This window comes from Gracilibacillus suaedae (genome assembly GCF_017599345.1).
GTDB classification, from domain to species: Bacteria; Bacillota; Bacilli; order Bacillales; family Amphibacillaceae; genus Gracilibacillus; species Gracilibacillus suaedae.
The window spans coordinates 135,820-149,756 of the sequence record NZ_JAGFVL010000063.1; the positions used below are offsets into that span (position 1 = coordinate 135,820).

The following is a 13,937-nucleotide window of genomic DNA, read 5'->3' on the forward strand; positions in this document are numbered from 1 at the left end:
TTTGTATTGTTTCGTAACCATAGGTAAAACTAATAAAAAAGTACTTTTAGATTTACAAAAAAACGAAACTTCTTTAAACTTATAACAACAGAAGAAACATTCAATGGTACTAGGTATTAATTATACTGTAGGTTTGTATACAATATAAACGAACAAAGGCTTTCGCCAAAAGGTATGGTGATTACAATTTGTTTGGATACATAAAAACTAGTAGCTTTGACGGAGGTGCCATATGACAGAATCAAAATTTATACATATTCCATTATTGCCATTACGGGGGTTAATTGTATTTCCTGGTATGGTGATACATCTGGATGTAGGTCGAGAAAAATCGATTCAAGCATTAGAGAAAGCAATGATGAATGATCAGCACATATTTCTTGCTGCTCAAAAAGAAAGTGCCATAGATGAACCGAAAACAGATGATATTAATACGATTGGTACGGTTGCAAAAGTTAATCAAATGTTAAAATTACCGAACGGAACGATGAGAGTCTTAGTAGAAGGGTTGTACCGTGCTGAAATTCAACAATTTATTAATGAAGAGAAGCAATTTTTTGTTGAAATTGAAGAAGTAGAGGATATACATCAGAAAAAAGCTGAAGAAGATGCGTTAATGCGTTCATTGTTAGAGCAATTTGAACATTACACTAAAATTTCAAAGAAAGTCAGCAAAGAAACGTTGGCAAGTGTGACAGATATTGAGGATCCAAGCCGTTTTGCTGATCTTGTTGCTTCACATATAACCTTAAAGATGTCAGACAAGCAAGAAGTACTTGAAACGTTAGATGTTGCGAAACGTCTCCGGAAGTTACTGGAAATCATCTCTAACGAAAAAGAAGTATTAGAATTAGAACGAAAAATCGGACAACGTGTTAAAAAATCGATGGAAGAAACCCAAAAAGAATATTACTTACGGGAACAGATGAAAGCCATCCAAAGTGAACTGGGTGATAAAGATGGTAAGACAGGTGAATTAGCAGCCTTAAGAAAAAAGCTAGAAGAAAAAGACTTGCCTGAACGTATTGTGGAATTGGTAGAAAAAGAATTAAATCGATATGAAAGAGTGCCACAAAGCTCAGCTGAAAGTTCTGTGATACGTAATTATATTGATTGGGTACTGTCATTACCTTGGGCAGAGGAAACAGAGGATAACCTGGATATAAACCATGCTGAAAAAATTCTAGATGAAGACCATTATGGATTAGAAAAGGTTAAAGAACGCGTTCTTGAGTATTTAGCAGTTCAACAGCTAACCAATTCATTGAAAGGACCGATTCTTTGTTTAGTTGGACCACCAGGAGTTGGTAAAACGTCTCTAGCCAGATCTGTGGCCAGATCGATTGATCGCCATTTTGTCCGGATATCACTAGGGGGTGTCCGTGATGAAGCGGAAATTAGAGGTCACCGTCGTACTTATGTTGGTGCAATGCCAGGCCGCATTATCCAAGGTATGAAAAAAGCTGAAACCATTAATCCAGTCTTTTTGTTAGATGAAATTGATAAAATGTCTAATGATTTCCGTGGAGATCCTTCTGCAGCCATGTTGGAAGTATTAGATCCTGAGCAAAATAACACCTTCAGTGACCATTACTTGGAAGAAACGTATGACCTTTCTAAGGTTATGTTTATTGCTACAGCCAATAACTTGGCAACTGTACCACGACCTTTACTTGACCGTATGGAAGTTATTTCGATCGCAGGCTATACCGAATTAGAAAAATTACACATTGCTAAACAACATTTATTACCAAAACAGTTAAAAGAAAATGGTCTAAAGAAAGGGCATTTGCAGATGCGTGATGAAGCCTTCTTAAAAGTTATTCGTGTGTATACGAGAGAAGCGGGTGTACGAGGTTTGGAACGTCAACTAGCTTCTATTTGCAGAAAGGCAGCTAAGATCATTGTTTCTGGTGAAAAACAACGTGTCATTGTTACGGAAAAACAATTAGAAACGATTTTAGGCAAGCCGAAATTCCGTTATGGTATGATGGAGGAAGAAAATCAAATTGGTGCTGCCACAGGATTAGCTTATACCGCTGCGGGTGGCGACATTTTATCGATTGAAGTTAGTATCTCAAAAGGAAAAGGTAAACTAACGTTGACTGGTAAATTGGGCGATGTCATGAAGGAATCAGCACAGGCTGCTTTCAGTTATATTCGTTCAAGAGCAGATCAATTAAAAATAGATCCGGATTTCCATGAAAAATATGATATTCATATTCACGTTCCAGAGGGTGCTACACCAAAAGATGGACCATCAGCAGGGATTACTATGGCAACGGCACTGATCTCCGCTTTAACGGGAAGAGCGGTTCGAAAAGAAGTAGGGATGACAGGAGAAATTACTTTAAGAGGGCGAGTACTGCCAATTGGCGGGTTAAAAGAAAAATCATTAAGTGCACATAGAGCAGGTATTACAACCATTATTATTCCAGCAGATAACAAAAAAGATTTGGAAGATATACCTGAAAGTGTTCGGGAAGGTTTAACGTTTGTTTCGGTTGATCATTTAGATACAGTATTAGAGTATGCATTATTGGGGGAGAACGATGAAAGTTAATAAAGCTGAAATTGTGATTAGTGCGGTTTCCGAGAAACAATATCCAACAGACCGGTGGCCGGAAATTGCTTTAGCGGGTCGTTCAAACGTAGGGAAATCCTCTTTTATCAATAAATTGATCAATCGTAAAAATTTGGCACGAACATCTTCAAAGCCTGGAAAAACACAAACACTTAATTTTTATAATATTAATGATGCTTTTTACTTCGTGGATGTCCCTGGTTATGGCTATGCCAAAGTATCAAAGAAAGAGCGAGAAAAATGGGGTAAGATGATGGAAGAATATTTCTCGCTCCGTGATACGTTGAGACTAACTGTGTTAATCGTAGATATCCGTCATAAACCTACAGAAGATGACGTGATGATGTATGAGTTTCTCAAGTATTACGAGATCCCTGTATTAGTGATCGCAACCAAACTGGATAAAATCCCTAAAAACAAAAAAGCAACCCACTTAAAAAGAGTGATTGACACGCTCGAACTAGATGCAGAGGATAGTGTCATTCCTTTTTCCGCTGAAACTAGCGAAGGAAAAGAGCACGTGTGGAGTTATTTATCTAATTATCTCAAGTAAAATTAGAAATCGCAAAAGTGTCCATCATAAAGCTGATGAAAGACAAAAAACATAAGAAACCGAAAAAAGTGTCTAGCAAAAGGTTGATAAAAGTCAGAAATATAAGAAATTAGAAAGTCTCTATCAGTACTTAAACAAAAAACCGAGCGTTATTGCTCGGTTTTAGTAACTTTTCTTTGCTTATGGTAAACAGTCAGGAATGCTGCACTGATTACTAATATTATTCCAACAACTTGTAAAAACTTTAAGTTATCATTAAAAATAATCACACCAATCAATACGGCAACAATCGGCTCCATTGCTCCTAGAATGGCAGCTTTACTCGATTCGATGCGAGTAAGCCCAAACGTATAAAGGGTATAGGCTCCAATCGTGGATATCATAGCGATTCCACCAATATTTATCCAGACTTCAGCTGATTGAAAAGCCTCCGACTTCTCCCATAACTTACTAGTTGGCAGAATAAAAATACTACCCATACATAACGCATAAACAGTTGTTGTAAGAAAATTATAGTGCCTGCTAACCTGTTTACCAATAATACTATATAAACCACAGAAAAAGGCAGACAATAAACCTAATACAATACTAAGGAAAGGAATTTGCATATTTCCAATCGGTATTAGTTGAATAGCCAGCGCACAACCAAAAATCGTCAATACTAGTGAGGTGATTTTCCTGCTCGTAATGGCTTCTTGAAAGAAATATTTAGACAATACGGTAACAAAAACAGGAGCAGTGTACAGTAATACGACAGCTATGGAAAGTGACGTCTGTTTCATCACTGTAAAGTAACACCAATTGAAAAAAACAATACTACATACCCCTAGTCCAACAAAGTGAGGGATATGTTTCCATTGAATCCGTAACTTCCTTGGAGCAAGAATGGCGATAAGCGGCATTAATATGATGGTAGAAACAGTTAAACGGATTGCAACGATTTCCCAAGCAGTAAATCCTTCATTATACAATCCATCGACAAACAAGCCTGTCAAACCCCAAAAGCTCGCTCCAATTAATGTAACGAAATAAGCAAAATAGTTCTTCATACTTTCACCTTCTTTTCTCTCTATATTTTCAAAGGCTTCTGTATTCAGAAAGCATAGTAATCATAGCACATATTATTTTTTTTTCAACAGCATATACAAACCTAACCCAATTAAAACTACTGGCCAAAAACGTTCAATCCAGCCCATGAGCTGATTGATCCAGCTAAACCAACCTGGCTGATTATCAGCGAAAATGGCAAAACCAGAAATAATTAATAGTATGATACCAGGAATAAATCCCTTTTTCGTTTTAGCAGCACGAGCTAAAAAAGCTATACCGATAATCATGGTATACATTCCCCAGTGATCAATCCAAAATCGATAATGGGTAAGAGCATGGAAATGGATTCCTAGACCAAGTAATAGGATGCCAGGAAAGACATTTTTAAAATCTTTAGATGAAAAAGCATGAATGAGAAAAGCTGCCCCTACTAATATTAATAAAGTAGGCCATGAGTAAAAATCAGTAAATATAGGAAGCCGTAATTCCCTAAGTAAGAAAAATGCTCCAATTCCAATCAATAAATAAGCTACAAGACCATTATTTTTCAAAAACAAACACTCCTAGATTATAATTATTATTAATTTAGATTTATTTTCTTGATAAAATATATTGAATATGATAAAGTGAGAATATCATCAAACGGTAGGCTTACAAACGTTCAGCACCGTGATAAAGTACTAATGAATTCAAAATCACATAACAACAAGTTTCATTTTATCATAGATGATTAATAAACTGTTCATAAAATCATCACGATTTCGAAATGAAAACATGTTATAATAAAATTACTTATGTGTTAGGCTTTTGCTTTTTTGGGGGTAGATACAGTGCATATTTTAGCAGCGAGTATAAATTATAAAACAGCTCCTGTTGAAGTTAGGGAAATGCTCGCATTCCGTGAAGATACGATTACTGATGCAATGATAGAATTAAACAGCAGAAAAAGCATTTTAGAGAATGTCATTATTTCTACTTGTAATCGCACGGAAATTTACGCGGTAGTTGATCAACTTCATACAGGAAGATATTTTATCAAACAATTTTTGGCCGACTGGTTTGATATCGAAAAGGATACATTCGCACCACACCTGATTATGTATGAAAATGAAGCAGCAGTGGAACATCTATTCCGCTTGAGCTGTGGATTGGAATCCATGGTAATGGGTGAAACGCAAATTCTTGGTCAAGTAAAGCAAATCTTTTTAGATGCACAAAAACAAAAATTGACTGGTACTATTTTTAATGAGCTATTTAAGCAAGCAATAACGATCGGTAAAAAAAGTCAACGGGAAACATCAATCAACGAGAATGCCGTGTCTGTAAGCTATGCAGCGGTTGAATTAGCAAAAAAGATTTTCACAGATTTGAAAGAAAAGCATATTGTCATTATTGGTGCTGGTAAAATGGGTGAATTAGCTGCCAAAAACATTTATGGTTCCGGGGCAGAACAGGTAACAGTTGTGAATCGTACGATGGAGAAAGCAAAACAACTGGCAAGCCAATTTAATGGTGTTGCAAAATCAACTGCTGAGCTTGAAAACACTTTGGTGCAAGCTGATATTGTAATCAGTTCTACTGGTGCGAATGACTACATGATTACCAAAGATCTTTATAAACGTGTAGAAAAAAAGCGTAGAGGTCGTCCGTTATTTCTTGTTGATATTGCTGTACCAAGAGATTTAGATCCAGCTCTGGAAGCTGTAGATAATGTGTTCTTGTATGATATCGATGATCTCCAAAATGTGGTAGATGCTAATCTAGAGGCACGAAAAGAAGCTTCCGAAGTCATTGAACTGTGGATTGAAGAAGAAATTGTTGCATTTAATGAATGGTTACAAACACTTGGTGTTGTACCTGTTATTACTGCATTACGTGAACAAGCATTATCGATTCAACAAGAGACTATGAAAAGTATTGAACGCAAAATGCCTAACCTGACAGAACGTGAACGTAAAGTGTTAAATAAACACACAAAAAGTATTGTCAATCAATTATTAAAACAACCTATCTTGCAGGCGAAGGAATTTGCTGGCCAAAAGAATGCAGAGCAAGCATTAGCCTTATTTATCCAAATCTTTGATATTGAAGACCTCGTAAAAGAAGAAGTGAAAAAAACAGAAAATGACAAAGTGATTACTTTTGAAAAAAATAAGGATAGCATTATACAGAAACTACAAAATGTGTCGACACATTAATCGGGTGGTTTTCCCAATATGTTTGCAGAAAGATTTTTACAAGAGAGTGTATTATTACTCTATGGCTTGACCGTAATTATTTATTTTATAGATTTTCTGTACCATAACCGGAAAGCGAATCGAATTGCTTTCTGGTTGCTTGCAATGGTTTGGCTTTTTCAAACCATTTTTTTGTTAACAGAAATTTGGCAAACATCAAGTATACCAATTCAGACCCTAAATGATGGATTATATACGTACACCTGGATTATTATTACGTTTTCGTTAATCGTTCACCGAATGTTCCGCCTTGAATTTTTTATGTTCTTTATAAGTGTATTTGGTTTTTTTATCATGATCATTCATACCTTACGATCGATGCAAATCACAGATTCTACCCAGATCCCATTGGTATTAGATGAAATGCTTTTTGCGCATATTGTACTTGCACTCGTATCCTATGGTCTGTTTACCATTTCGTTTATTTTAGCATGTCTATACTATATGCAATATAAATTTCTTAAACAGAAAAAAGGGTATAAATGGTTAAGAAGATTCCAAGACTTAGAAGGATTGGAGAAAAGAGCATTTCAATTGATTGGTTTGGGTGAACCGCTACTACTGTTATCAATTATTTTAGGTGTCGTATGGGCTTACATGACGGGTGCGGAGTTTTACTGGGGTGACAGTAAAACGCTTGGTTCCATCATTGTGTTTGTCATTTATGCCGTCTATTTATACATGCGAATTCAAAGGGGTTATCAAGGTAAAACTATTTTAAGCTGGAATATATTCGCATTTCTCGTTTTATTGATTAACTTTTTTCTGTTTAACAGTTTATCGAATTTTCATATGTAACAAAACACAAAGGAGGCAACTAGCTTGCGTAAAATTGTCGTAGGTTCAAGAAGAAGTAATTTAGCATTGACTCAGTCTGAATGGGTTATTGAGCAATTAAAGAAACATGTGGGTGATAAATACCAATTTGAAATTAAAAAGATTGTAACAAAAGGGGATCAAATTCTTAATGTGACACTTTCGAAAGTCGGGGGTAAAGGTCTTTTTGTAAAAGAGATTGAAAAAGCAATGTATGACAAAGAAATAGATTTTGCTGTACATAGTATGAAAGATATGCCCGCAGTTATGCCAGAGGGGCTGTTGATTGGTTCCATTCCTGTGCGGGAAGATCATCGGGATGCTTTTATATCCAATGATCATATCAAATTAACTGATTTACCGGCTGGTGCGGTTGTAGGAACAAGCAGTTTGCGCAGAGGATCGCAAATTCTAGCAGCACGACCCGATCTCAAAATTCAATGGATTCGTGGAAATATTGAAACAAGAATGCGGAAGTTAAAAGAAGAGAATTTTGATGCGATTATTCTGGCAGCAGCAGGATTAAAACGAATGAACTGGAGTGAGGATATTGTGACGGAATATCTAGAACCAGATGTTTGTGTACCTGCTGTTGGACAAGGTGCCTTAGCGATTGAATGTAGAGAAGATGATCAAGAACTATTAGCATTATTAGAAAAAATTAATGATGCTTACACGGAAAAAACAGTAACAGCGGAACGTACCTTCTTGCATTTGTTAAATGGCGGTTGTCAGGTACCGATTGGTGGATATGCATATCTTGATGGTGATGAGGTGGTATTAACAGCATTAGTGGCAAGTAGTGATGGTAATACGATATTAAAAGAAATAGTAAGAGGGACTGATCCGCAACAAGTTGGGAAAGAAGCAGCGCAAAAATTGCAAGCTCAAGGTGCTCAAAAATTGGTAGACGAAGCAATTAAGGAGAATCAGGGATGAGTCTGCCTTTAGAAGGTAAGAGGGTATTGGTGACAAGGGAAGCGAGACAAGCATTACCCTTGATCCAATTACTTGAAGGGTATGGTGCTAGTTGTGAGCGTGTACCGCTCCTTTGCTTTGAGGCAATATATGACGATAAAAATCGCAGTCAATTGATCAATATTGCCTCATTTGATTGGCTGTTCTTTACGAGTGTAAATACAGTACGCTTTTTTCATCAATATATAACAACGCTTGGGATTCAAGTGAAAAATAAAATTGCAGCTGTCGGTGAAAAAACAGCAAGGTCATTAATGAATTATGGTTATACTGTTAATTTTCAACCTTCTACTTACAATGGTAAAGCTATGGTCGAAGAGTTTTTAAATGAAAATGGTACGAAACGGATTGCGCTTATTTGTGGTGAAAATGCCAGAAGAGAAATTCCTGAATTGCTCAAGGAAGCTGGTGTACCTTTTGAAAAAATCGTGGTTTATCGTACAATAAGAAATGAGAAGTCTAAATCATTGCTTAATAAAGCAGTATCTGAAGTTGATGCGATTTTTTTTACCAGTCCATCGACTGTTACTGCTTTTCAGCAATTTTTAGCCCCAGATCTGTATGAGCACGCAATCCATTCGATGGTTACAGTTGCAATTGGGGAAACAACAGCCAATGCTTTACGTGAGCGGTCGTTCCGTCATATTCTATATCCAGAAATATTTACTATTGAGAGAATGGTAGAAGTTTATCGTGATTACATAAGAAAAGGTGATGCATAATGGCAACAACACATTTTGATCGTCATCGTCGCTTAAGAAACTCTAGTGTTATGAGACGATTTGTACGTGAAACAAATTTAAAAGTAGATGATCTAGTATACCCGTTATTCGTCGTCGAAGGGGAAAATGTTAAAAAAGAAGTTAGTTCAATGCCAGGTGTTTTTCAAGTATCACTTGATCACCTCGATGAAGAAGTAGAAGAGTTATTATCACTAGGTATTCCGTCTATCCTGTTATTCGGAATTCCGAAAGAGAAAGATGAAGTTGGTTCAGGTGCCTATGACCGAAATGGTATTGTTCAACTAGCCATTCGTCAGATCAAACAGAAGACAGATCAACTACTAGTTATTGCAGATACTTGTCTTTGTGAGTACACATCCCATGGCCATTGTGGTGTGATTGAAAATCAGGATGTCGATAATGACAAATCATTACCACTGCATGTGAAAACGGCGATTACGCAAGCTGAAGCTGGAGCAGATATTATTGCACCATCAAATATGATGGATGGATTTGTAGCTGAAATTCGTAAAGGGCTTGATGAGGCAGGATTTAAGCATATTCCTATCATGTCTTATGCGGTTAAGTATGCTTCTGCTTTTTATGGTCCATTTCGTGATGCAGCAGAAAGTACACCACAATTCGGTGACAGAAAGACCTATCAAATGGACCCTGCAAATCGATTAGAAGCAACCCGTGAGGCTGTATCTGATATCGAAGAGGGTGCAGACTTTTTAATTGTTAAACCAGCGTTATCCTACATGGATATCATTCGCGAAGTCAAGGATCAACATCCTGTCCCAGTAGTTGCTTATAATGTAAGTGGGGAATATTCGATGGTCAAAGCGGCTAGTCTTAATGGTTGGATTGATGAACAGGCGATAGTTCTAGAGAAGCTGACTTCCATGAAACGAGCTGGAGCGGATATTATTATTACGTATTTTGCAAAAGATGTGGCCAAATGGCTTCAAAATAAATAAGGAGGCAGCTCTTATGCGTGAAAATCAGAAATCGGTAGATGCATATAAAGAATCGGTAAGCTTAATGCCGGGCGGGGTTAATTCACCTGTTCGAGCATTTAAATCGGTTGGAATGAACCCCATTTATATGGAGTCTGGTAAGGGATCCAAAATATACGATATTGATGGTAATGAATACATTGATTATGTTTTAAGTTGGGGGCCATTAATTTTAGGTCATGCGGATGACCGAGTAGTCTCCAAGTTAAAAGAGGTTACAGAAAAAGGGACGAGCTTCGGTGCACCAACATTGCTGGAAAATGAACTAGCGCAATTAGTAATCGATCGTGTTCCTTCCATTGAAATGGTACGTATGGTTAACTCAGGTACAGAAGCAACAATGAGTGCTTTGCGACTAGCTCGTGGCTATACAGGGAAAAATAAAATTCTTAAATTTGAAGGAAACTATCACGGTCATGGTGACTCATTGCTGATAAAAGCTGGTTCAGGTGTCGCGACACTAGGTCTTCCAGACAGTCCTGGTGTACCGGAAAGTGTTGCTCAACATACGATTACCGTACCTTACAATGATTTAGAGAGTGTTCGGTATGCTTTTGAACAATTTGGTGATGATATTGCAGCTGTTATTGCCGAACCTGTATCAGGTAATATGGGAGTTGTACCACCACAACAAGAATTTTTAAAAGCACTTCGAGATATTACTACGCAACACGACACTTTACTTATTTTTGACGAAGTAATGACTGGTTTTCGTGTTGGTTATCATTGTGCACAAGGTCATTTTGAGGTGACACCTGATTTAACTTGTTTAGGAAAAGTAATTGGTGGAGGTTTACCGGTTGGTGCTTATGGCGGTAAACGTGAGATTATGGAACGTATTGCTCCTGTCGGTGATATTTATCAAGCTGGAACATTGTCGGGTAACCCGCTTGCAATGACAGCTGGTTTAGAAACGTTAAAGGCAATGGATCGTGCTGCCTATGATGAGATTAATAAGAAAGTAGATCGACTTGTGGAAGGTTACAGATTAGCAGCGGATAAACACGGTGTGTCATTACAAATCAATCGTGCGGGATCGATGGTTGGAGTCTTTTTCACAGATGAACCGGTTATGAACTATGAAACAGCAGTGAAATCAGATACCGAAGCATTTGCAACATACTATCGAACAATGGCAGAAGAGGGGATCTTCCTACCTCCTTCTCAATTTGAAGGTCTATTTATGTCTACGGCCCACACGGATGATGATATTGAAAAAACAATCGCAGCAGCAGAGAAAGCATTTCAAAAGTTAGCTTAAACTAAAAGCTTGCAAGCCCCATAAAGGTTTGCAAGCTTTTTTTAAATAATTTGAATGGGATACCACAATCTATATGCTATACTAGAAAGAAAACTAGGGTGATAAAGTTTATGGTTCAAAAAAGACTATCTGATAGTGTAGCAGACGATATAATGTCAATGCTTGCTATTGAGAAAAGATTTCTTCCAGGTGATAAACTCCCGAACGAAAATGAGTTATCAGAGGAGCTAAATATTAGTAGAACAACCCTTCGGGAAGCAATCCGAATCTTGGTTACTAATGGCATTTTAGAGATTAGAAGAGGGAAGGGTACATATGTAAAGGAAGACATTGATGTAAATAATCTAGAAGCATTGGGCTTTCTTGCAGATGCTAAAATAAATGCGAAAGATTTGTATGAAATGCGCTTGATATTTGAACCCGAAGCTGCCTATTATGCGACGATTCGAGCAAGTGATACTGAATTAAAGCGTATTTTAGATTATGGAATCCAAATAGAACAAAAAATTAAGCACAACGAGGATCGAACAGCTGTAGAACAGAAGTTCCATAAATCCATCGTAAAGGCTACCCATAATGAATTTATGGAAAAGCTGATGCCAGTTATTTACCAAGCTATCGACAAGGGAGTCATTTTATCAAAGAAAAAGGAACTTGCAATCAAAGATACGATCAACGATCATAAAATGATAATGGAATTTATGAAAAATCGTAATCCTGAAGGTGCAAGAAGCGCAATGAAAATTCATATTTTGCATGCAATGGAAGAGTTACGAATTGAATAATAGTCCATTAAAGGACATCTTGGATTTAGCCAAGATGTCCTTTTTGGTGTGCCGGGCATGCATCTAAACTCTAGGGTTCAAGTCCCGAACTGGGAAGGCAGTAGTACCAGTTAGCCAAGGACAAGGGTGTCTAGGGCGACCTAGAATCTGAAGGAAGTCGGAGGCAAATTCCCGCCTTGAGGAACACGAACTTCATAGAAGGCTATTTATACTTGGATGAGACTGCCAAACACATCAAAGTCCATACTGCCGAAGGGTATAGGTAGTAAATGAAGCAAGGATATGGGGAGGAAGTGTAGATGCTTACCCCGGGAGGTCTGATAGCAAAGCGGTACACTTACCGTAACCGGATGTGTGAACATTCACTGAACTATCAGAAGTCAGCAGAAGCCATAGTACCTGTTTCTTCTAGAGGAACAGGGAAGGGCGGAATCAGGAAAGGAACATGATCACTTGGGATACGTATGGTTTGATGAAGCAGAAACACAAGTTCCTTCCTCATGGAGGAAACGGTGAATCCCGTGGGGGACATGAGAAGGGTGGAGAACACATACCACATAAAGAGAACGATCATGTACGTAGGAGAGAGAACGAATGTTAAAACAAATACTGTCACGAGAGAATCTACTACAAGCTATATGGCGTGTAGAAAAGAATAAAGGAAGCCACGGAATCGACCAAATGCCCGTACAAAACCTACGAGTGCATTTGAAAGAGAACTGGACAATCCTCAAGCAACAATTGGAAACAGGAACCTATCAACCTCAACCGGTCCGTCGAGTCGAAATCCCGAAACCAGACGGTGGAAAGAGGAAGCTAGGGATTCCAACCGTGACAGATCGCTTTCTACAACAAGCGATCGCACAAGTGTTGACCAAAGTATATGACCCGCAGTTTTCGGACCATAGTTATGGATTTCGTCCCCAAAGGCGAGGTCATGACGCGGTGAGGAAAGCAAGAGGGTATATACAAGAAGGCTGTCGTTGGGTAGTAGATATGGATCTAGAGAAATTCTTTGATAAAGTACATCATGATCGTTTAATGCGCACCCTGAGCAAACGGATTAACGATCCAAGAGTGCTGACATTAATCCGTCGCTATCTACAAGCAGGAGTCATGGAGCAAGGACTTGTTCAGTCGAACACAGAAGGAACACCACAAGGTGGCCCGTTAAGTCCTTTACTCTCTAATATTGTCTTAGATGAATGGGACAAAGAATTGGAGCGCAGAGGACTGCACTTCGTCCGTTATGCGGATGATTGTCAAATCTACGTTCGTTCCAAAAGAGCAGGACAGAGAGTCAGACAAAACATGACGGAATTCCTGGAAGGAAAACTAAAGCTGAAAGTGAATCAACAAAAGAGTGCGATTGATCGTCCATGGAGACGAAAATTTCTAGGATTCTCCTTCACCAGTCACAAGAAGAGACCAAAGGTTCGCATACCAAAAGAGAGTATTAAGAGGCTCAAAGATCGAATCCGTTCCTTAACATCAAGGAAAGAAAACATCAGTATGGAGACCAGAATCGAACGATTAAATCGGTACTTAATCGGTTGGATAGGATATTACCAATTGACCGAGGCACCAAGTGTTCTGAAACAGATAGATAGTTGGATCCAACGTAGACTCCGCATGATTCGATGGAAAGAATGGAAGTTGGTCAAGACAAGGTATCGAGAATTACAAAGGTTCGGTGTGAAGAAGGAGAAAGCGTGGGAATGGGCCAACACAAGGAAAGCCTATTGGCGGATTGCGAACAGCCCCATTTTACACAGAACCCTCGGCAACCGATATTGGGGAAGCCAAGGACTAGAAAGTTTGTTTATTCGTTATCAATTTTCACGTATGACTTGAATGAAATCGCCAAATACGGAACCGTATGTTTGGTGATGTGAGAGGGTCGGAGGTTAGTCACCTCCCCCTATCTCGATT

At 38.1% G+C, this 13,937-nt stretch carries 12 protein-coding genes; 10 read left to right on the forward strand and 2 right to left on the reverse strand.

Features of this window, described 5'->3' with window-relative positions; translation table 11 throughout:
• Positions 1-232 precede the first annotated feature (232 nt).
• Together lon and yihA are read left to right on the forward strand one after the other, a co-directional pair.
• Positions 233-2,563 (forward strand): endopeptidase La, encoded by a 2,331-nt coding sequence (lon, locus tag J5J03_RS21275; protein WP_208592412.1) that lies wholly within the window; start codon positions 233-235, stop codon positions 2,561-2,563.
• Positions 2,553-3,137: a ribosome biogenesis GTP-binding protein YihA/YsxC gene (yihA, locus tag J5J03_RS21280; protein ID WP_208592415.1), complete on the forward strand. Its 585-nt coding sequence runs from the start codon at positions 2,553-2,555 to the stop codon at positions 3,135-3,137. The genes lon and yihA overlap by 11 nt, the downstream gene beginning before the upstream one ends.
• A gap of 149 nt (positions 3,138-3,286) precedes the next feature.
• On the opposite strand, the gene J5J03_RS21285 is transcribed toward yihA, so the two are convergent.
• Positions 3,287-4,186: a DMT family transporter gene (locus J5J03_RS21285; RefSeq protein WP_208592418.1), complete on the reverse strand. Its 900-nt coding sequence runs from the start codon at positions 4,184-4,186 to the stop codon at positions 3,287-3,289.
• Between the two features lie 72 nt (positions 4,187-4,258).
• Complete coding sequence (locus J5J03_RS21290; RefSeq protein ID WP_208592420.1) at positions 4,259-4,738, reverse strand: LiaI-LiaF-like domain-containing protein; 480 nt, start codon at positions 4,736-4,738, stop codon at positions 4,259-4,261.
• Between the two features lie 279 nt (positions 4,739-5,017).
• On the opposite strand from J5J03_RS21290, the gene hemA reads away from it, so the two are divergent.
• The 8 genes from hemA to ltrA all read left to right on the forward strand — a co-directional run bounded on the left by hemA (position 5,018) and on the right by ltrA (position 13,859).
• Complete coding sequence (hemA, locus tag J5J03_RS21295; protein WP_208592422.1) at positions 5,018-6,385, forward strand: glutamyl-tRNA reductase; 1,368 nt, start codon at positions 5,018-5,020, stop codon at positions 6,383-6,385.
• 18 nt (positions 6,386-6,403) lie between these two features.
• Entirely contained in the window at positions 6,404-7,222 is an 819-nt protein-coding gene (locus J5J03_RS21300; RefSeq protein WP_208592424.1) for a cytochrome C assembly family protein, read from the forward strand.
• A gap of 24 nt (positions 7,223-7,246) precedes the next feature.
• Positions 7,247-8,179 (forward strand): hydroxymethylbilane synthase, encoded by a 933-nt coding sequence (gene hemC, locus J5J03_RS21305; protein ID WP_208592427.1) that lies wholly within the window; start codon positions 7,247-7,249, stop codon positions 8,177-8,179.
• Positions 8,176-8,940, forward strand: a complete 765-nt coding sequence (locus J5J03_RS21310) for a uroporphyrinogen-III synthase (protein ID WP_208592429.1) — start codon at positions 8,176-8,178, stop codon at positions 8,938-8,940. The genes hemC and J5J03_RS21310 overlap by 4 nt, the downstream gene beginning before the upstream one ends.
• Positions 8,940-9,920, forward strand: a complete 981-nt coding sequence (hemB, locus tag J5J03_RS21315; protein WP_208592431.1) for a porphobilinogen synthase — start codon at positions 8,940-8,942, stop codon at positions 9,918-9,920. Before J5J03_RS21310 ends, hemB begins: the two co-directional genes overlap by 1 nt.
• A gap of 13 nt (positions 9,921-9,933) precedes the next feature.
• The gene (gene hemL, locus J5J03_RS21320; RefSeq protein ID WP_208592433.1) at positions 9,934-11,220 is read left to right on the forward strand and encodes a glutamate-1-semialdehyde 2,1-aminomutase; all 1,287 of its coding nucleotides are present in this window, start codon (positions 9,934-9,936) and stop codon (positions 11,218-11,220) included.
• Positions 11,221-11,330: 110 nt separating this feature from the next.
• Positions 11,331-12,005, forward strand: coding sequence for a FadR/GntR family transcriptional regulator (locus J5J03_RS21325; RefSeq protein WP_208592435.1), 675 nt, complete (start codon positions 11,331-11,333; stop codon positions 12,003-12,005).
• A 594-nt stretch (positions 12,006-12,599) separates the two neighbouring features.
• Positions 12,600-13,859: a group II intron reverse transcriptase/maturase gene (gene ltrA / locus J5J03_RS21330; protein ID WP_208585947.1), complete on the forward strand. Its 1,260-nt coding sequence runs from the start codon at positions 12,600-12,602 to the stop codon at positions 13,857-13,859.
• The last annotated feature ends 78 nt before the right edge of the window (positions 13,860-13,937 follow it).